This is a genomic window from Halobium salinum, assembly GCF_026586625.1.
Taxonomy (GTDB): domain Archaea; phylum Halobacteriota; class Halobacteria; order Halobacteriales; family Haloferacaceae; genus Halobium; species Halobium salinum.
The window spans coordinates 814,103-832,577 of the sequence record NZ_JAODIW010000008.1 but is presented as its reverse complement, the minus strand read 5'-3'; the positions used below and the strand labels follow the sequence as shown (position 1 = coordinate 832,577).

18 protein-coding genes are annotated in these 18,475 nt (G+C 70.6%); 12 read left to right on the top strand and 6 right to left on the bottom strand.

All coding sequences use genetic code 11. The annotated features are described in order from the left end of the window. Positions 1–83 precede the first annotated feature (83 nt). Complete coding sequence (locus tag N5095_RS16370) at positions 84–497, top strand: hypothetical protein (RefSeq protein WP_267624136.1); 414 nt, start codon at positions 84–86, stop codon at positions 495–497. A gap of 5 nt (positions 498–502) precedes the next feature. Here N5095_RS16370 and N5095_RS16365 read toward each other — a convergent pair whose 3' ends face one another. Then, a complete protein-coding gene (locus tag N5095_RS16365) occupies positions 503–1,315 on the bottom strand; it encodes a manganese catalase family protein (protein WP_267624134.1) in 813 nt (270 codons plus the stop codon). 109 nt (positions 1,316–1,424) lie between these two features. Here N5095_RS16365 and N5095_RS16360 point away from each other — a divergent pair, with 109 nt between their 5' ends. After that, positions 1,425–1,739, top strand: coding sequence for a hypothetical protein (locus tag N5095_RS16360; RefSeq protein ID WP_267624132.1), 315 nt, complete (start codon positions 1,425–1,427; stop codon positions 1,737–1,739). Between the two features lie 112 nt (positions 1,740–1,851). Continuing rightward, on the top strand, positions 1,852–3,753 hold the full coding sequence (locus N5095_RS16355) for a PINc/VapC family ATPase (RefSeq protein ID WP_267624130.1): 1,902 nt from the start codon (positions 1,852–1,854) through the stop codon (positions 3,751–3,753). Between the two features lie 6 nt (positions 3,754–3,759). Here N5095_RS16355 and N5095_RS16350 read toward each other — a convergent pair whose 3' ends face one another. Both N5095_RS16350 and N5095_RS16345 read right to left on the bottom strand, forming a co-directional pair. Next, positions 3,760–5,304 carry a hypothetical protein gene (locus N5095_RS16350; RefSeq protein WP_267624129.1) on the bottom strand — a complete coding sequence of 515 codons (1,545 nt, stop codon included), beginning with the start codon at positions 5,302–5,304 and terminating at the stop codon, positions 3,760–3,762. A gap of 213 nt (positions 5,305–5,517) precedes the next feature. Beyond that, positions 5,518–5,799, bottom strand: coding sequence for a MarR family transcriptional regulator (locus N5095_RS16345; RefSeq protein ID WP_267624128.1), 282 nt, complete (start codon positions 5,797–5,799; stop codon positions 5,518–5,520). 225 nt (positions 5,800–6,024) lie between these two features. Here N5095_RS16345 and N5095_RS16340 point away from each other — a divergent pair, with 225 nt between their 5' ends. The 4 genes from N5095_RS16340 to N5095_RS16325 all read left to right on the top strand — a co-directional run bounded on the left by N5095_RS16340 (position 6,025) and on the right by N5095_RS16325 (position 10,447). Further along, a complete protein-coding gene (locus N5095_RS16340) occupies positions 6,025–7,437 on the top strand; it encodes a hypothetical protein (RefSeq protein WP_267624127.1) in 1,413 nt (470 codons plus the stop codon). After that, complete coding sequence (locus tag N5095_RS16335; protein WP_267624125.1) at positions 7,430–8,242, top strand: hypothetical protein; 813 nt, start codon at positions 7,430–7,432, stop codon at positions 8,240–8,242. Before N5095_RS16340 ends, N5095_RS16335 begins: the two co-directional genes overlap by 8 nt. Positions 8,243–8,304: 62 nt before the next feature. Further along, complete coding sequence (locus N5095_RS16330) at positions 8,305–8,625, top strand: EMC6-like membrane protein (protein WP_267624124.1); 321 nt, start codon at positions 8,305–8,307, stop codon at positions 8,623–8,625. A gap of 1 nt (position 8,626) precedes the next feature. Further along, on the top strand, positions 8,627–10,447 hold the full coding sequence (locus tag N5095_RS16325; RefSeq protein ID WP_267624123.1) for a ribosome biogenesis/translation initiation ATPase RLI: 1,821 nt from the start codon (positions 8,627–8,629) through the stop codon (positions 10,445–10,447). 64 nt (positions 10,448–10,511) lie between these two features. Here N5095_RS16325 and N5095_RS16320 read toward each other — a convergent pair whose 3' ends face one another. Further along, positions 10,512–11,990 (bottom strand): glutamate-cysteine ligase family protein, encoded by a 1,479-nt coding sequence (locus tag N5095_RS16320; RefSeq protein WP_267624121.1) that lies wholly within the window; start codon positions 11,988–11,990, stop codon positions 10,512–10,514. A 104-nt stretch (positions 11,991–12,094) separates the two neighbouring features. Between N5095_RS16320 and N5095_RS16315 the strand changes: the two genes are divergently transcribed. Both N5095_RS16315 and N5095_RS16310 read left to right on the top strand, forming a co-directional pair. Beyond that, positions 12,095–13,084 carry a DUF7972 family membrane protein gene (locus tag N5095_RS16315; RefSeq protein WP_267624119.1) on the top strand — a complete coding sequence of 330 codons (990 nt, stop codon included), beginning with the start codon at positions 12,095–12,097 and terminating at the stop codon, positions 13,082–13,084. A gap of 64 nt (positions 13,085–13,148) precedes the next feature. Then, a complete protein-coding gene (locus N5095_RS16310) occupies positions 13,149–13,289 on the top strand; it encodes a hypothetical protein (RefSeq protein ID WP_267624118.1) in 141 nt (46 codons plus the stop codon). A 40-nt stretch (positions 13,290–13,329) separates the two neighbouring features. Here the strand turns inward: N5095_RS16310 and N5095_RS16305 are convergent, their stop codons facing one another. Beyond that, positions 13,330–14,346: a PrsW family intramembrane metalloprotease gene (locus tag N5095_RS16305; protein ID WP_267624117.1), complete on the bottom strand. Its 1,017-nt coding sequence runs from the start codon at positions 14,344–14,346 to the stop codon at positions 13,330–13,332. Between the two features lie 178 nt (positions 14,347–14,524). Between N5095_RS16305 and N5095_RS16300 the strand changes: the two genes are divergently transcribed. Next, positions 14,525–15,001, top strand: a complete 477-nt coding sequence (locus tag N5095_RS16300) for a DUF7532 family protein (protein ID WP_267624115.1) — start codon at positions 14,525–14,527, stop codon at positions 14,999–15,001. Between the two features lie 2 nt (positions 15,002–15,003). Beyond that, positions 15,004–16,581, top strand: a complete 1,578-nt coding sequence (locus N5095_RS16295) for a ribonuclease FAU-1 family protein (RefSeq protein ID WP_267624114.1) — start codon at positions 15,004–15,006, stop codon at positions 16,579–16,581. A 146-nt stretch (positions 16,582–16,727) separates the two neighbouring features. On the opposite strand, the gene N5095_RS16290 is transcribed toward N5095_RS16295, so the two are convergent. Next, complete coding sequence (locus N5095_RS16290; protein WP_267624112.1) at positions 16,728–17,222, bottom strand: DUF7382 domain-containing protein; 495 nt, start codon at positions 17,220–17,222, stop codon at positions 16,728–16,730. 75 nt (positions 17,223–17,297) lie between these two features. On the opposite strand from N5095_RS16290, the gene N5095_RS16285 reads away from it, so the two are divergent. Further along, complete coding sequence (locus tag N5095_RS16285) at positions 17,298–18,455, top strand: ATP-binding protein (RefSeq protein ID WP_267624110.1); 1,158 nt, start codon at positions 17,298–17,300, stop codon at positions 18,453–18,455. The last annotated feature ends 20 nt before the right edge of the window (positions 18,456–18,475 follow it).

The following is an 18,475-nucleotide window of genomic DNA, read 5'->3' as shown; positions in this document are numbered from 1 at the left end:
TCGTCGGCGGCGACCGGGATAAAGTTCGGCAGCGGGGCAACTGTGGGGAGAAAACATAAACCGCGCTCGTCGAAACGGCGACCGTGCCATCCCTTCAGCGGCGGATGCTGGTTCGCGCCGTCGGTGCTGGCGTCACCGGACTCGGGGTCGTCGCCGGCTGTCTCGAACGGCGGGACCGAACCCCACCGGACATGGACGCGGTAACCGTATTCAACGACCTCGCCGAATCGGTATCGCTTACGCTCTCGCTCACGCGCCACTCGGACGGCGCTCGGGTCGCGACTGAGAACTTTTCACTCACCGCCGACGGAAGTCGGTCCTTCCCGACCATCGCCGCCGTCGACACCGACTACACCTGTACTGTCTCGGATGAGGAGGGACCCGAACCGCCCACCGGAACCGAATCCTCACACGACTTTTCGCTGCCGAGTCGAGCGTACGGAGTACACGTTTGGGTCAGCGAAGACGGGGTCGAGTTTCGGGATATCGTCGCCTGACCGTTCTAGTTGACCTCGTTGTACATCTCGTCTATCATCTCGTCGAGGTCGGGCTGGCCGCCGCCGGGCTGGCGCGGCGTGTAGCTGAACTCGCCCTTCCCGTCGGGAGCCTCACCCTGCGTCCACGGCTGGTCGGGGTCGTCGCGCTCATCCTTGTACGTCGACATGAACGCGTAATTGTACTCCTGGTTCTCCTTCTCCTGCGGGAAGCTGTTCGGGACGGGCCGGTGCTCGCCGAGCGCCTCCAGGGCGGCGTGCCACTGGTTCTGGTGCATCGTGTCGCGCGCGATGAGGTACTCGAGCATCTCCTCCATCCCGGGGTCGTCGGTGAACTCGTACAGGCGCGTCGCGAGCAGGCGACCCGTCGACTCGGCCATCACGTTGGCGTAGAGGTCGGCGGCGAGGTTGCCGGAGGCGACCACGTAGTTCCCGGTGAAGGGGTTGCCGTTGGCGTCGACGGGCATCGCGTGCAGCCCGGCCGAGAGGGCCTGCCGGGGCTGGCCGTTGCGCATCATCTCGTCGATGATGGCGTCCTCGCCGGCCTCGCGTCGGGCCTCGTCGGAGGCGTCCTGGAGGTTCTTCGAGACGGCCGTCGCGAGCATCTCGATGTGGCCCAGCTCCTCGACCGCCGTCTCCATCAGGAACTGCCGAATCTCCTGTTTCTCCTGCGGCACGGCAAAGGCCTGGAACATGTACTGCAGGGCGACGCGCATCTCGCCCTCGGCGCCGCCGATGGCCTGCTGGAGCAGCTTCGCGAAGCGGGGGTTGGGGTCCTCGACCGTCACCTCGAACTGCAGTTCGTCGTCGTGGTAAAACATCGACTGGAGCGGGGTCCGGTACGGCAATAGGCGACCTGCCTGTCCCTACCGGGACCGGGATATACAGCCCCACCGTTGAGGCGGTCTCGGCTCCAATCCTACCCCTACCATGAGCGACGACCCCGACCCCGACGGCGACGACGTACCGGAGCCGGACTCCGGAGACGACGTACGGGAGCCCGACCCGGAAGCGGACGTTCACGAGCCGGACCCCGAGGACGACGTGGACGAGGACGCGCCGGAGCCGAACGAACGCCCGCACCCGGACGACCACGACGCGGGCGAGGAGGACGACGAGGGAGACGGCGACGGCGCCGACGACACCGCCGAAGACGGTGCGACCCTCGGCGAGGACGACACCGCGGTCGACGACGAGGAGTGGGTCGAGCGAGAGCACGAGGGGCCGGACGACCGCGAAGGGTAACCCGGGTGGGCCGGACGACCGCGAAGAGTAACCGCATCTTCCGCTGCGTCCGCCACCCCACGTGACACCCCCTCTCGCGTCTTTTATACTTCACGCGCTCGGAGTCAGGGGTATGAACGTCGTACCGGACACGAGCGCGGTCATCGACGGTCGCGTGTCCGAGCGAATCCAGTCGGGCGACTACGACGGGGCGACGGTGCTCGTCCCCGAGGCGGTCGTGAGCGAACTCGAATCACAGGCCAACGACGGCCGCGACAGCGGCTGGGAGGGCCTCTCCGAGCTCCAGGAGCTCGCCGAACTCGTCGACGGCGGCGACCTCGAACTCGAGTACGTCGGGCGCCGGCCCTCCAGTTCGGAGACCTCCGCGGCCCACGAGGGCGACATCGACGCCCTCATCCGAGAAATCGCCGAGGAGCACGACGCGACCCTCCTCACCAGCGACGTGGTGCAGGCCGAGGTGGCCCGCGCGAAGGGCCTCGAGGTCGACTACGTCGAGCCCAAAGGCAGAGAGACCGAACACCTCGCCATCGAGGAGTTCTTCACGGACGACACGATGAGCGTCCACCTCAAGACGGGGACGCGTCCGAAGGCCAAGCGCGGCTCCCTCGGCGAGATGGAGTACGTCCCCATCGACGAGGAGGTCTCGGGCGAGGAGCAGATGAAGAAGTGGGCCCACGACGTGGAGGAGAGCGCCCGCGGCAGTCCGAAAGGGTTCATCGAACTCGACGAGCCGGGGATGACCATCGTCCAGTTCCGGGACTTCCGTATCGCGGTCGCCCGCCCGCCCTTCGCGGACGCCCTCGAAATCACGGCGGTCCGCCCCATCGCCAAGACCAGCCTGGAGGACTACGAGTTCTCCGGCGAACTCAAGGACCGCCTCGCCGAGCGTCAGCGCGGCGTGCTCATCTCCGGGGCGCCCGGCGCCGGGAAGTCCACCTTCGCCCAGGCGGTCGCGGAGTTCCTCAACGACGAGAACTACGCGGTGAAGACGATGGAGAAACCGCGCGACCTGCAGGTCGGCCCAGAAATCACGCAGTACACCGCCCTCGGCGGCGAGATGGAGAAGACGGCCGACTCCCTCCTGCTCGTGCGCCCGGACTACACCATCTACGACGAGGTCCGCAAGACCAACGACTTCGGCGTCTTCGCGGACATGCGCCTCGCCGGCGTCGGCATGGTCGGCGTCGTCCACGCCACCCGCGCCATCGACGCCCTCCAGCGCCTCGTGGGACGGGTCGAACTCGGGATGATTCCCCAGGTCGTTGACACCGTCGTCTACATCGAAGCCGGGGAGGTCGACACCGTCTACGACGTGACCACCGAGGTGAAGGTGCCCGCCGGACTCACCGCCGAGGACCTCGCCCGACCGGTCATCCTCATCCGGGACTTCGAGACGGGTCGCCCGGAGTACGAGATTTACACGTTCAACCGACAGGTCGTCACCGTCCCGCTCAACGACGAGGACGGCGGCCAGCAGGAGTCCGGCGTCGGCCGCATCGCGAAACAGGAGATCGAACGCGAGATTCGCTCGGTCGCGCGCGGCCACGTTGACGTGCAGTTGCAGGGGCAGGACAAGGCGGTCGTCTACGTCGAGGAGGACGACATCTCCTACGTCATCGGGAAGGGCGGCGGGCGCATCACCGACATCGAGGAGCGCCTCGGCATCGACATCGACGTGCGCACCCACGAGGAGAACCCGAAGATGGGCTCCGGTGCGGACAGCGCCGGTGGCACTGGCGGTTCCGGCGGCTCCGGCGGCGCCGACACGGGCGGCTTCGGGGCCGACGCGACCGAGGGCGAGGTCGTCACGCCCGAAATCACCTCCCGGCACGTCGTCGTCCGGATGGACGACCACGTCGGTGAGACCGTCGAGGTCCGCGCCGGCGGCGAGTACCTGTTCACCGCCACGGTCGGCCGCGGCGGCGACATCCAGGTCTCCCGCGGCTCCGCTATCGCCGACGAACTAGAGGACGCCATCGACCGCAAACAGCGCATCACGGTCGTCCCGGCCTGAGCTGGTTCACCCCTCGGACTCTCCTCCGTCCTTCGAACCCCTGAGCCACCGCACCGCTACGGCGGCCGCGAGTCCGACGGCTCCCAGCCCGATTGCCGGGCCGACGCCGCCGTCGGTGTACGCGTCGGTGTGGCCGGGGCCGCCGACGTTCAGCAGGATTCCCCGGCCGCCCTCCTCGTCACCGTCGACCTCGCCGGCGACGGTGACGCCGCCGTCGACGCCGGGGACCACTGCGGCACCCTCGCGCCACGGGGTGTACGGTTCGCCACCGCGGAGTCCGTCGACCACCCCGCCGAGCGGACCGCCGCCCCGTTGCTCGGCGTACTGTGTCCGGTTCCACTCGACCCGGCCGCGGTTGTCGGTCCGGACGAGCCAGATGCCGCGGGGCCCCTCGTCCCGCGCCTCGCGCGTCCCGACGACGACGAACCCGCCGTCGTCGCACCGCAGCAGGTCGTTCGTCCAGAACCACGAGCCGTCGCCGAACGTCCGCTCCCACCGGCGACCGCCGGAGCGGTCGAGACCGACGAGCCACCCTCGGCCCTGCGTGTCGTGGCCGAACGCCCGCTGCCCGGCGAGCGCGTACCCGCCTGGCGTCCGGACGACCGACTCGACCCGAGCGCCCTGCGTGTCCGTCCAGCGGTCGGCCCACGCGACCGAGCCGTCGGCGTCGAGGGCGGCGAGCCACGGGCGCTCCGCCCTGCCGAGTTGGCCGGCGCTCCCGGCGATGAGGACCCCCCCGTTCGGACGGGGGACGGCCGCCTCGGCACGGACGGTGAGGTCGGCGTCGCTTCCGGTGTCCGCCCCCGCCGCGGACGCAGCCCCCCTGGCGCCGACGGGTCGGCGCCACCGCTCCTCGCCGTCGGCGTCGTAGCGGACGACGAGGGCGTCGTCGCGGACGTCCTCTCTCGTCCCCGAGGTGTACCCGACGGCCGCGAACCCGCTGGCGAGCGGGACGACGGCGCTGAACCCCGTGGCCCGGTCGAGGGTGACGGTCGTTCGGCGGGCGACGCTCCCGCTTCGGGCGAGCGTCACGACCAGCCCGCTCCCCCGGTCGACGCGGTCGGGGTCGGGTGTTCGCACGGCCGTTCCGCCGACGGCGACGAGGGCGGACCCGACCGACGCGACGCCGGAGAGGTAGCTGTACCGGCCGTCGCGGCCGTCCGCCGCGCCGTCGGCCGACGGCGCCGGTTCGACGGTCCGGGACCACTGCTCGCGCCCCGCCGCGTCGGTGCCGACGACCCATCCTCGGTACGTGGCGTACCGACCCGCGACCCCGACGCAGACGTAGCCGTCGTCGGCGACGACACAGCCGCGAAACGAGCCGTCTCCGCCCTCGCCCGCTCCGCTCCCGTCCTCGCCGCTCGCCGCCGACGGGTCGTACCGCTCGACCCACGCCGGTCCGTCGACTGTGCTCCCGTCCGAGTCGACCTCGCCGGTCCGGCCGGACGCGTTCGCGGGGGCGGCGCTCCGACCCCGTCCGGTCGTCGCGGGGCCGGCGAGGAGGGTGGCGCCGGCGGCCAAGAGGGCGCGGCGCGTGGGGGTGGACGCCATCTGTCGGTCGATGTCGCTCCCGGTCGAAAAAGCGTGTTGGTGCCGGCGTCGTCGAGAGAGGAGGCGCCGGGAGGGAAGGCGTCGTCGGGAGAGGAAGCGGCGTCGGAACGGAACCCGACGCCGTCGCTCGGACGTGGCGTCGGTGAAAACAGGCAGCGACCGCACCTCCCTCGGTTCGGCGCGTTGCGAGCGGTCAGTCGAACGAGTCGCCGGCTACTCGGCGCAGCAGGCTTCCTTCTCGGTGCCGCCGTCGGCGGCCGCCGCGACCTCGTTCAACTGATACAGGTTCTGTCGTGCGTCGGCGAAGTAGACGTCTTCGTCCACGATACCGATGCCCTCGAGCCGTTCGAGGGCGTAGCGGACGGTCCGGGCCGACAGCATCGACTCCTCGACGATGCCCTTCTGTGTCAGGGGTCCGTTGTACTGGAGCACCTTGAACACGAGTTTCGCACTGGGCGGTAGGTCGTCGAGGGATTCCTCGTCAGTTCCAGCCATCGTTACGAATCGAAAGCCGCCAGCGGCATAAAGATTGATGGCCGCGAACGGACAGGACGCGCTGGAATCGGGCGCGTTGACGGGCGAGATGCACAATCGCCCGTCGGCGCCCCACGCGTCGGTCGCGTCGCCCGACGGCGCGCGGACGGTCGCGTCCGGAGGGGTCGGGCCTGTATATTCGGCCCGACGGCCTATCCCGCCGGGCGCCGTTGTACCGGGACTGACATGAACCCCACCGACGACACCGACGAACCCGCGGTCACGACGGACCACGGGACCATCCGCGAGTGGGTCGAGAGCGCCGGCTCCGTCCCGGTTCTCGACTCCGACGGAGCGGACGCCGACGGGCCGGCGGTCCGCGACCGCGAGGCGGTCGCCCAGGGTACCGACGCGTCTGAAGCGGACTGGGAGTCGTTCTTCCAGGCCTTCGAGGAGCGTGACCTGGCACTCTATCGCACCGGTGACGGGACGTACGAGGTGGTCGACCGGTCGACGGCGGCCGACCGGCTCAACCGCCCACTCGACGAGGTGACCGCCGCGCTCGACGGCGGCGGGACGGCGACCCGAGACCTCGGCGGACAGGACGAGGGGACGCCCGACCCGAACGAGTCTATCGGGACGGAGCGACCGGCCGGCGAACGCGACCAGGGGGAGGGGACCCCGGCGGAGACCCGCCGACCGAACGAGTCGACCGAAGAGGCGGACGAGGCCGCCGGGGAGGGGTCGACCGGCGACGCGGCCGCCGAACAGGTGCCGGCCGAGAACGTCGATACCGCGGGCGCCGAGGCGGGGGAAGCGACCGGGACGAAGGGGACGACCTCCCGGGCGACGGAACGGACGAAGGACGCCACGGTCCGCGAGGACGCGCCCGAAGAGTCGGCCGACCCGGCGGACGCGGGCGGCGTCGAAGTGGAGGGCGAGCGGGAGTCCGCCTCGCCCGAGTCGGTACCGACCTCGGGCCGTGCGGACTCGACCCCGGACGACCCGAGGGACGACGGCAACTCCGCCGTGGACGACTCGGCGGCCGTCGTAGAGGAGTCGCCGACCGACGACTCGCCCGACGACGAGGAACGGGAGCGGTCGACCGACGGCGACTCGGTGGCCCCGACGGCGGACGCCGGGGCGGAAGCGCGCGACGACGGGCCGAACGACGGCGGGTCGGCGGGCGGCGACACCCGGTCGGACCCCGACAGCGACGAGACCGAGAACGCCGCCAGTCCCGACGCGACGATGGCCGGCGAGTCGGGTTCGTCGTCCGACAGCGACTCGGACGCCGAAGGAGCGAGTTCCGTCGACCCCGACGCGGAGCGGGAAGCGAACTCGGCCCCGGACGCCGCGGGGACGAACGACGTCGCCGACGACACCGACCTCTCCGGCGACGACGTAGGGAAGGGCGTGTTCGACGGCGACGGCGCCGAACTGGGAATCGTCGTCGGCGCCGACGAGGGCGGGCCGCTCCGCGTCGAGTCAGACCCGGGGCTCACCGACCGGCTCAGGGGCGTCGTCGGCTGGGGTCGCGACGACGAGGACGACGACTGGGAACTCGACCGCTCGGCCGTCGAACGGATCGAGTCCGATAGAGTCGTCGTCGACGCCGACGCCACCCCCAGCGGCTCCGCCGAGGGGGTCGATGAGTGACCCTGCCGGCGACACGGCGTCGGAGACGGCCGGCGCCGGCGTCGACCTCTCCGAGGACCTCGTCGGCGAGCACGTCGTCGGCGAGGACGGTCGCGGGGTCGGCGTCGTCACCGCGGTCGACCCCGACGGCGGTCGACTGTGCGTCGACCTCGACCCGACCCTCGGCGACGGGGTGAAGGCGAAACTGGGGGTGGACGACGATGGCGACGACGGCGACGGTGAAGGTGGCGGGAGCGAGGACGATGACGACGGAAGCCGCTGGCTCGGCCCCGACGACATCGAGAGCCGCGACGGCGACCGAATCGTGGTCGGGGACCGGGTCGCGGCGGCGGCGACGCCCAGCGACCCGACCGGAGCCGAGGGGGAGGAGACGAAGGAGGACGACCGCCCCGCCGATGCGTCCGACACGGCCGGACTCGAAGGGGAGGAGACGAAGGAGGACAACCGCCCCGCCGATGCGTCCGACACGGCCGGACTCGAAGGGACCGACGACGGGGCGGCCTCGAGCGACAGTCGCATCGACCTCTCCGAGGCCGACGAAGGAAAGGAGGTCGTCACCGACGACGGCGAGGCGGTCGGGGTCGTCGCCGACGTCGACCCCGACGCCGGCCGTTTCAGTGTCGACTCCGACCCGGATTTGACAGACCGGCTGGCGGCGAGCCTGTTCGGGGCGGACGACGAAGGTGAGCGAGTGCTCGACGTGGGGTCGGTCGTCTCTGTGGAAGGGAGTCACCTCGTCGTCGACCTCGGCGCCGACGACGGGTCGGCGGGCGAGCGGCGAGGGGACGACGACCGGACGGCGTAACCCCGTCGCTCGGTCCCGTCGCAATCGAACTCCTTTTGGCCGCGGCTCTCGCACGTCTCCGCATGGCGACCGAAACGGAATCCACGGCCGGAATCTCCGCCCACATGCGGGGGGTGACGGTCACGACGCTCGCGAGCCTCGCCGGGGTGACGGCGGGCGTCCTGTCCGCCTTCCTCGCCGGGACGGACCCGGCCGCGGCCACCAATCAGCTCGCGCTGCTCGTTCTCGGCGCGCTGATCCTCGTCCAGTTCCCGCTCCTCCGGGTCGGCGGGATCGAGGTCGAGGACTTCGGGGCGAAGGACTACCTCTACGTCGTGTTCATGACGTTCGCACTGTGGTTCGTCTCCTGGGCGATCCTGCTCACCACGGGCGCTTCCCTCTGAGATGGCGGACGACAGCATCGCCGTCGTCGACCTCGACCGGTGCTCGCCCGACCGCTGTAACTACGAGTGTGCCAACTACTGCCCGCCCAACCGAACGGGCAAGGAGTGCATCACCGTCCGCGGCGAGGACACCCTCGAAGGTGACCCCGACCAGGTGCGCATCTCCGAGGAAATCTGTCTGGGCGAGACCTGCGGTATCTGCGTCGAGAAGTGTCCCTTCGACGCCATCGAGATCATCAACCTCCCGCAGGAGCTGAACCAGGACCCCATCCACCGCTACGGCGAGAACGCCTTCGCCCTCTACGGGCTCCCCGTCCCCGAGGCCGGGAGCGTCACCGGCATCCTCGGCCCGAACGGCATCGGGAAGTCGACCGCGGTGAAGGCGCTCGGCGCCGAACTGACGCCGAACCTCGGCGAGTACGGCGTCGACGCCGACTGGGACGCCGTCCTCGACCGCTACCGCGGGACGGAGCTCCAGAACTACATCGAGAAGCTCATCGAGGGCGACATCGAAGTCGCGCGCAAGCCGCAGTACGTCGACCAGATACCCAAGCAGTTCGACGGCAACACCCGCCAGCTGCTCGAACGCACCGACGAGCGCGGCGACCTCGACTACCTCATCGACGAACTGAGCATCCGGCCCGTGATGGACCAGGACATCGACTCCATCTCCGGGGGAGAGCTCCAGCGGGTCGCGCTCGCGGCCACGCTCGCCCGAGACGCCGACTTCTACTTCCTCGACGAGATTACGCCCTATCTCGACATCGGCCAGCGCGTCACCGCGGCGCGACTCGTCCGCGAACTCGCCGAAGACGAGGAGACCGACCGGTCGATGCTCGTCGTCGAGCACGACCTGGCCATCCTCGACCTGCTCGCCGATTCGCTGCACGTCGCGTACGGTGAGCCGGGGGCGTTCGGTGTCATCACCGACCCCAAGTCCGTTCGTAACGGAATCAACGAGTATCTCAAGGGGTACCTCTCGAACGAGAACATGCGCATCCGTCCGGAGGCCATCACCTTCGAGGAGCACGCCCCGCGCGAGACGGCGAAGGGCCAGGCGCTCATCGATTACCCGGACATCTCGAAGTCGTACGGCGAGGGCGAGTTCTCCCTCGACGTCGACGGCGGGACGGTCCACCGCGGCGAGGTGCTGGGCATCGTCGGCCCGAACGGCATCGGGAAGTCGACGCTCGCGAAGCTGTTCGCGGGCTCGCTCGAACCCGACACGGGCGAACTCGACTTCGAACTCGACATCGCGTACAAGCCCCAGTACATCGAAATCGACCAGCCGATGCGCGTCGACGCCTTCCTCTCTTCCATCACCGACGACTTCGGCACCTCGTACTGGGACACGGAGGTCGCCCGCCCGCTCCAGTTGAACCGCATCATGGAGCAGAACCTCACGGACCTCTCCGGCGGGGAGCGCCAGCGCGTCGCCATTGCGGCCTGCCTCTCGAAGGACGCCGAACTCTACCTGCTCGACGAGCCCTCGGCCCACCTCGACGTGGAACAGCGGGTGCAGGCGACGACGGCCATCCGGCGCTACGCCGAGAACCACGACGCGACCGTGATGGTCATCGACCACGACATCTACATGATAGACCTGCTCGCCGACCGCCTGATGGTGTTCGACGGCGAGCCGGCCGACCACGGCCACGCCTCGAACCCCCAGCCGATGCGCGACGGGATGAACGAGTTCCTCGCCGACCTCGACATCACGTTCCGACGCGACGAGCGCACCGGCCGCCCGCGCATCAACAAGCCGGACAGCCAGCTCGACCGCGAACAGAAGCGGAAGGGCGAGTACTACTACACCGGGTAGTCGGACCCGGCGAAGCCGCTTCTCCCCCTCCTTCTGTCACCTGCCGGTCGGTGTCTCCTCCCGGTTACCCAGCCCACGCCACGAACGGCTCTCCCCCGCCGCTCCGCCCGATGTACTCCCGTTGCATCCCCTCGACGGCCGTCACGAAGTCGTCGCCGTCGTCGAGTCGCCGCCCGACCTCCCGCCGCTTCCACGTCGCCGGCGTCATCCGCGTCTCCCACCGGGTCTCGACGGGGGCCAGTAGGTCGTCGACGCTGTCGGAGCCGAGCCCCCTGTCCTCGAGTCCGCGGCGGGCCAGCGCGAACAGCTCCTCGTACACGACCTCGGGGTCGTCGGTTCGGTCGCCGTCGCGGGTGACCCAGGCGAGGTCAGCGTCGAGTCCGTCGCGGACGGCCGCGTAGAACGAGTCGCGGGCGGCGGTCCACGGTACGGTGGAGAGCGGGTGGTCGGTCGCGACGACGCCGTGGAGCAGGCCGGCGACGAGCGCCTGGAACCCGACCACGTCAGCGACGCTCGGCTGTGCGGCCAGCGGTCGGTACTCGATTCGCGGCCCCTCCGGGCCGAGCACCGTCCGCACCCAGCGCCAGCACGTCCCCTGCTTGTGGAGTAGCTCCCAGCAGTCGTCGGCGAACCCCCGGCGAGGACCGTCGGTTACCCACTCGCGGAGGTACGGCGCGCACGGCCGGTCGGCGACCAATCGGTCGAGGGCGTCGACCGGCGCCCCGAGGTCCCCGGGGAACCGCACCTTCCCCGGTTCGCAGACGTTCATCGACTCGAACACGGGGACCCGGAGTTCGACCGGCCCGGTGAGAACGGTCTCCGGGTCGACGCCGTCGTCGTAGAGTCCGGGCGGGAGGAACGGCGCGTTCGCCGCCAGCGCGACCACCGGCCCGACGGTCCGGAGGGCGGCGCCGAAGTACCGAACGAAGTCGTCGGTGGGGACCTGTACGTGAATCTGCATCGAGGTGGCGAGCGACTCGACGAGGATGCTCGGGAAGCGTCGCCGGCATCCCGCGACGTCCAACTCGACCGGTCCGTGCGCGACGATGTCGGCGTCGAGCGCGTGGTATCGCGCGTCGGGCGAGACGTTCGTCGCGAGTCCGAACCCGTTCTCGTGGCGCACGTCGGTCAGGTAGGCCACCGCACCCTCCGGCGGCGGCGTCGTCCACATCCCGTCGGTGACGAACCGCCGGTCGGAGGCGGCGAGCGCCCGGTCGACGGCCGCGACCCGCGTCTCGAGGGCGGTAGCCTGTTCGTCGAGGCCCGCCGAGTCGAACGGAGTCGCCGGGGTGTTCAACTCGGTGTTGTGGCGGCCGAGTTCGCGTGCGGCCGGCCCGTCGAACACCGACTCGGGGACGCGCGTCAGTCGCCCGTCGTCGCCGACGGCGTACCCCTCCAGTTCGAGGCCGACGACGAACCCGCCTTCGAACCGCCCCCGAGCGAACGCCTCGCGGAGCGTCGTCGCCTGTGTCGCCACTCGGCTCCGGAACTCCCTGTGGGCCGCGGCACGTCGCGTCCGCCGGACGGCTGTGGCGGGGTCCATATCTACTGTGGTTCGTGTTACCACATGAAATGCACGCCGGTCGGGTCAGCCACGCGACCAGTCGACTTATCCCCCAGCCGAGAGCATCGAGAGCCGAACGCGAGATGGCACAGGAACAGAAGAGCGACGTGGCGAACCCGGCCAAGCGGTGGGTGTTGCTCACCGGCGACCGGACGCGGCTCGCGGTCGGACTCGCGGCGCTCGTGACCGTCCTCTGCTGGGCGCTGGTGAAGGCGGATTTCGTCTACGTCGGCGCCGGGAGCAACCTCTCGACGGTATTGTCGAGCGGGATGCTCTCCGGTCTGCTGACGGTTATCACGGTCACGCTGTCCATCAACCAGCTCATCCTCTCGCGGGTGTTCGGCGCTCCCCACGAACTCACCGACCAACTGGAGGGGAACCTCGACTTCCGGCGGACGGTGGAGGAGATAGCGGACGTCCACACCAGCCCGAACGACCCCGGCTCCTTTCTCGCGCTCATCGCGGACACGTTGGAGCGCGAGGCCGCCGAGTTCGAGCGCCACGTCGGCGACGCGGACGCCGAACCGGAGACGGACGTGGACATCGAGGAGTACGTCCAGGGGATGGTCGAGTACGCCGAACACCTCGGGGACGCGGAGGGGAGCGAGGATACGTTCGACGTACTGCTCATCACCCTCGGCACGCAGTACGCCGACAAGATGGACACCACCCGTCGGCTCCAGAGCGAACTCGGCGGCTCGCTCCCCGACGAGTCGATGGAACTGCTCGACGACATCCTCGAACTGCTGAAGGGAGTCGCCACCGTGCGCCAGTTCTTCAAGACGCTCGCGCTCCAGCAGGACCTCGCCCAACTGTCCCGGCGGCTCATCTACACGGGGGTCGTCGCCGTCCCCGTCGCGTACTTCTTCGCGCAAGTGTACGTCGGCGGCTCGCCGCCATCGCTCACCCTCCCGGCGGCGTGGCTTCCCGTCGTCGCGTCGGTGTCGGCGGGGCTCGTCTCGTTGCCGGTCGCCGTGCTCGTCTCCTACCTCGTCCGGGTCGCGACGGTGACGATGTACACCGTCTCCGTCGGCTCGTTCATCCCGCCGGAGGAGCGCATCCAGAGCCCCTGAACGCGTTCGTCTCCTGCACTCCCAGTCCCACGCACTTTTCGCACCTCCAGGCGACGACTCACCCGTGGGTCACTGTCTCGGCTGTGGCGAAGAACTGGTAGAGGTCGTCGAGAGCGACACGGACGCACGGTTCGAGGGCGGCACGACCGTCTGGGAGTGTCCACACTGCGGGGCGGTGCTCGGGGTCAGCGAAGTGGGCGTGTGAGCGACGCGGTCGGGGTGGCCCCGCGTCGTCAGCATCCGACTCACTCGAACTCGGTCGCTTCCGGGCGCACGTCGCGGTCGCCGCGGCCGTCGTGGACCTCTTGGTAGGTCCGGCTGTAGCGGCGAATCTTCCGCAGGAGGAGCAGTCCGAACAGGCCGTCGTAGAGCAGGATGTAGACGAGGAACGCGGCGAACCCCGGGAGGCCGGTGACCGCCTCGATGAGCCCCGACGCGATACCGACCGTGGAGTTGTACGCCGCGTGGATGAACGCGGCGATGATGAGCCCCTTCACGACGATGGGGCCGGCGTTCTCCCCGTTGAACTTCGCGAGGCCGAGGTAGTAACCGGCGAACGCCGAGTAGATGACGTGGCCCGGACCGGCGAGCGCGCGGATGGCGGTGATACCGCCGCCGGCGCCGACGAGTCCGAGTCCGAGCGACACGTCGGTGGTGCCCACCTGTCTGGCGATGTAGATGAAGTTCTCGATGGTCGCGAAGCCGAGACCGGCGACCGCGCCGTAGACGGCGCCGTCGACGACGGAGTCGAACCGGGAGCTGTTGTACGCGTACAACCGGACCGCGAGGAGCTTCACGGTCTCCTCGACTGGGCCGACGACGACGAAGAAGAAGAGCACCATCCCCAGCCCGCCCAGGGCGTTGAACGGCGCCTGGAGGACGGAGTTGAACACGACGGCGAAGTTCGCCGTGACGATGCTCAACAGGAACGTGGCGACGAGGAGGGAGAGCGGCTCACCCGTCGTCACGTCGCTGTACCAGACGTACCCGACGAGCGCGAGCGCCGGGAGGACCGAGAGGGCGGTCATGACCCCGAGCAGCGGGTCCGCTCCCGTCAGGAGACCGCTGCCGAGCGTAATCGCCGCCAGGATGACGAGGGCGACGAGAATCAGTCCGACCTTCGCCACCGTCCGGAGCAGCCAGTAGACGGCGACGGCCAGTCCGTCGAGGGAGGTTCGCTCCTCCCACGACGCGACGTCGTAGAGGTCCCTCGACCCGTCGGCGGCCTTCGCCACCGGGTCCCGGTCCCGCTGTTTCGACATGCCGCGAAGTTGGGCCGGACACGACATAATAGACCCGGCAGGCCGGTCGCACGTCGGGTTCCGTCCGCCGACCTCTCCCCGCCAACCCGAATTATTCCGATCTGCCCGAATCAGCCTGGGCCGCTCCGTGCCGCACCGAACCGGCGGGCCTTTGTCCCCGGCAACCCGCACGCCGAGTATGCACTTCGACCCCCGAACGCAGGCGGCGCTCCGCGAGGTCGGACTGGACGAGGCGGAACTCCGAGCCGCCTCCGACCACGTCGCCGCCGCGGTCGCGGCCGACGCCGCGGCCCTCGAGTCGTTCTTCGGGACGGCCGAGGAGGCGGACGCGTACGACGGAGCCGCCGCCGATGAAGACGGCGGCAACGTAGGCGCCGACGACGGAGCCGCCGCCGACACGTTCTACTCGGACATGGAGATGGCCCACAGCGCCACCGACGTGCAGGAGCACACGGTCGACCACGTCGACGTCTACACCCACGCGGCCGACCTCCGGGGGTACCTCCGGTTCGACTCGTGGGGCGTTCCCATCGAGGACGGCCGGGTGCTCGTCGAGGGTGAGGGTGACGCTGACCCACCCGACGTCGTGGAGCTCTCGCTCGGCCCCACGGTGAACGACCGCGTGCGGTTCGCCCGAAGTCGGGACGCGCTCTGACGATGGCCGAGCCGACAGCCGACGGCGACGGAGTCGGGACCGACCCCGAGCCCGAACCCGACACGGGCCGTGTCCGCGTCCGCGGCATCTACGCGACCGCGCTCACCCGGCTCCTGCTCGACGCCGGTCACGAGGTGGTCGGCGCCTCGGCGCCCATCCGCCGGCGCTTCGACGCCGACCTCCCGCTCGCCGACCACGACGCGACCGTGGACACGACCGACGACCGGCAGGGTGTCGGCGTCGACGGCGAGTCGTCGGTCGTCGCGAGCGTCGCCGACCGTCTCCACGGCGTCGGCGTCGACGCCCTCTCGTGGGCCGACCCGGCGCCGACCGGCGCCCTCTTCGACGGCGTGGTGACCGAGACGCTCGGGAGCGGCGCCGTCGTCGACCTCGGGAGCGTCGACGGCGATGGCGACGACGCCGGCGCCGGTGGCTCCCGGTCCCTGGCCATCGAGGGCTTCCTCCCCTTCTCGGACGCCGACGGCTACGTCGACGAGGGCGACGCCGTCCGCGTCTGCGTCTTGAACGCGGCGGCGCCGTGGGCCGACCGACGCTCCGAACTCACGACCGACGTGCTGGCCTACGGGGGCCTGGCGACGCTCGAACGCGGCCGCGAGGGGACCCGCGTCGAGGGGCGGGACGACGGTGCCGCCCGCGAACTCGCCGGAATGACCGACCTCCTCGGCGCTGACGTACCCGACGGCTGGGGCGTCCGCTGGTCCCGAGCCGCGGCCGACGCCGGGATGGACGCCCTCGGCGACGCGCTCGCGACCGCCGGCGAGCGCGCGGAGGCTATCGACGAGGCGCTCGCCGACGCCGGACCGCCGGCGGACGAACTCGCCGACCCCCGCCGACTCGTCGCCCCGGCGGCGACCAGCTGGGTCTGGTTCGGCCGCGAGTGTCGGTTCTCGCTCGACGGTCGCCGACGCGCGGTGACGACGACGATGCCCGGCCACCACCGAGTGAAGGCCGGCTCGGACGCGGCGAGCGCCGGGGTCGACTTCGCGGAGGCGCTGTGTGACTTCGGCGGCGCGAGCGGCGGTCCCGACTCCGAAAGCAGTGACGACCACGACGACGACCTCGACTTCCCGTTCGGCGTCGTCACCGACCAGTTCGGCCCGGTCGAGGGCGACTCGGTCAAAATCGCCCACGGGAAGCCCGACGGGCGGCTCGTCGTCCTCGGTCGCGGGGCGGTCGTCGACCGCGGGGCCGACGGGACGCTCGCGGTCGAGCGCGAGATGTCTCCCGGCGGGAGCTACGACGCCCTCGGCGTCGAGCGCGAGGCCGGCGACGTCGCGCTGACGAAGTTCCGCGAGGGCCGCTGGTGGTACCCGACCGTCTACCGCGACTCGGAGGGGGAGCCGAAGGGCACCTACGTCAACGTCTGTACGCCCGTGGAGTGCTTCCCGGACGCGGTCCGCTACGTCGACCTCCACGTCGACGTAGTGAAACACCGCGACGGGACGGTCGAACGCGTCGACGACGACGAACTCGACGAGGCCGAGGCCGCCGGGAACCTCTCGTCCGAACTGGCCGAGAAGGCCCGCTCGGTGGCGAGCGCGCTGGAACGGGCGCTTTGAGGCGGGAAGTTCGACCCAGTCGCTTTGGTCGTGGCTTTCGCGACGAACTGGCTCACGGAAGCCCACCCTGGCGGGTGTTCGGCCGGTCGCTGTTGGACGATGCCTGGTGAGTCGTTCCGCCGGAGAGGACCTCTGTGACAGGGAACTCACCCGGCGACGACCAGCACCTTCGTGTTCCCGCGCTTGTCGGCGTACTCGCTCCCCGCGGGTGGTTTGATGCCGATGACGAGCGTCCCTTCCTCCTGGTTCGGTCGCAGGTCGGGTGAGACCTCCACCGTCGCGGACCCCGACGAGTCCGTCGTCGCGGTCCGGACGCCGCCCATCTCCGCGGTCCCACTCTTCACGACGACCGTCGCGTCGGCGACGGGGTCGCCGTCGGCGCCGACCACGGCGATTTCGAGGTCGTGTGTGCCCGGGGTGACGACCTCCGGAGACGGGCGGGCGTCGAGTTCGGTGACGGCGAGGCCGCCGATGCCCGAAATCATGTTCATCATCACCGAGAGGCTGGCGACGCCGACGACCAGCGCGATGACGAGTCGGATGGGGAGCCCCTCGATGGCGCGCTCGTCGCGCCGGAGACGGTCGACGGCGAGAGACTGGACGGCCGCGTCGAGGTCGAAGCCGCGGTTCGGTTCGGACATGAGGCGGCGTGGTCCCGTCTCACTACTTGAATCTCCGGACGAGGGTTCATACGGGAGAACGGAACCACTCCCGCCATGCACGTCCTCGGACGACTGCCGGACGCGAGGGGACCGGTCGGCCACCTCGGCTCGTATCGCGCCCCCGACGGGAGCAGCGGCGCGTCGGTCGGCCTCGACCTCGACCGACCCCACGCCGCGCTCGTCGTCGGCAAGCGCGGGACGGGAAAGTCCCACACGCTCGGGGTTCTGGCGGAGGCGACCGCGCGCGTCGAGGGGGTCGCACCCGTCGTCGTCGACCCGATGGGCGTCTTCGCGGGGCTCGCTGAGGGCGGCCGGGGGGAACGCGCCGCCGTCCCGGCGAGCGTGATTCGGAAACCGACCGTCCCCGCGGCGGCCATCCCGCCGGCCGCGTGGCCCGAACTCGTCGGACTCGACCCCGCCGGGGGCCCCGGTGCGCTCGTGTGGAGCGCGGCCCGCGACTCGCCGTCCCTCGACGGAATCTGTCGGCACGTCGCCGACGCCGACGCGACGGCGCCGACCCGCCGGGCCGCACGCAACCATCTCGACGTAGCCGGGTCGTGGGGTGTCTTCGAGTCGGAGGGCGGAGACGACCCCGGCGGTGCCGCCGACACCGAGTCCACACCGCTTGACGCCGACTCGCTGCTCGGCGGCGCGGCCACGGTCGTCGACTGCGCCGGCCTCCCCGAACCGGCGATGGGAGCCGTCTGTGCGGCGGTCGCCGGCCTCCTCTACGACGCCCGGGTCGAGGCACGGCGAGGGGAATACGCCGGAGCAGGCGCCGACCGACTGCCGTGGCTTCTCCTCGACGAGGCCCACGCCTTCTTCGGTGGTGTCGCCGACGGCCCGCTCCGGACGCTCCTGACGCGCGGGCGGGCGCCGGGGGTGAGCCTCGTCGCGGCCACCCAACGTCCGAGCGCGCTCCCACCCGTCGCCGTCTCGCAGGCCGACCTGCTCGTCTCGCACCGACTCACCTCCGAGGCCGACCTCGACGCCCTCGCCGCCGGCCGGCCCACCTACCTCGACGGCTCGTGGGCGGAGCGCCTCCCGAGTGATGTCGGCGAGGCGCTGGTCGTCGACGACGCGACCGAGTCGGTCCACGCCGTCCGCGTGCGCGAGCGGGACACGCCACACGGGGGTGCGAGTCCCCGCGCGAGCAGTACTCCCGAGAGCGGTTCCGACCGCCCTGGCACCGAAAACGACGCATACGAGTAGGGGCGCCGTGACCGGGCGGT

Coding starts and splice junctions, on each gene's coding strand:
- N5095_RS16365 (WP_267624134.1), bottom strand. CDS start 1,315: ATGTTTTACCACGACGACGAACTGCAGTTCGAGGTGACGGTCGAGGAC.
- N5095_RS16360 (WP_267624132.1), top strand. CDS start 1,425: ATGAGCGACGACCCCGACCCCGACGGCGACGACGTACCGGAGCCGGAC.
- N5095_RS16355 (WP_267624130.1), top strand. CDS start 1,852: ATGAACGTCGTACCGGACACGAGCGCGGTCATCGACGGTCGCGTGTCC.
- N5095_RS16350 (WP_267624129.1), bottom strand. CDS start 5,304: ATGGCGTCCACCCCCACGCGCCGCGCCCTCTTGGCCGCCGGCGCCACC.
- N5095_RS16345 (WP_267624128.1), bottom strand. CDS start 5,799: ATGGCTGGAACTGACGAGGAATCCCTCGACGACCTACCGCCCAGTGCG.
- N5095_RS16340 (WP_267624127.1), top strand. CDS start 6,025: ATGAACCCCACCGACGACACCGACGAACCCGCGGTCACGACGGACCAC.
- N5095_RS16335 (WP_267624125.1), top strand. CDS start 7,430: ATGAGTGACCCTGCCGGCGACACGGCGTCGGAGACGGCCGGCGCCGGC.
- N5095_RS16330 (WP_267624124.1), top strand. CDS start 8,305: ATGGCGACCGAAACGGAATCCACGGCCGGAATCTCCGCCCACATGCGG.
- N5095_RS16325 (WP_267624123.1), top strand. CDS start 8,627: ATGGCGGACGACAGCATCGCCGTCGTCGACCTCGACCGGTGCTCGCCC.
- N5095_RS16320 (WP_267624121.1), bottom strand. CDS start 11,990: ATGGACCCCGCCACAGCCGTCCGGCGGACGCGACGTGCCGCGGCCCAC.
- N5095_RS16315 (WP_267624119.1), top strand. CDS start 12,095: ATGGCACAGGAACAGAAGAGCGACGTGGCGAACCCGGCCAAGCGGTGG.
- N5095_RS16305 (WP_267624117.1), bottom strand. CDS start 14,346: ATGTCGAAACAGCGGGACCGGGACCCGGTGGCGAAGGCCGCCGACGGG.
- N5095_RS16300 (WP_267624115.1), top strand. CDS start 14,525: ATGCACTTCGACCCCCGAACGCAGGCGGCGCTCCGCGAGGTCGGACTG.
- N5095_RS16295 (WP_267624114.1), top strand. CDS start 15,004: ATGGCCGAGCCGACAGCCGACGGCGACGGAGTCGGGACCGACCCCGAG.
- N5095_RS16290 (WP_267624112.1), bottom strand. CDS start 17,222: ATGTCCGAACCGAACCGCGGCTTCGACCTCGACGCGGCCGTCCAGTCT.
- N5095_RS16285 (WP_267624110.1), top strand. CDS start 17,298: ATGCACGTCCTCGGACGACTGCCGGACGCGAGGGGACCGGTCGGCCAC.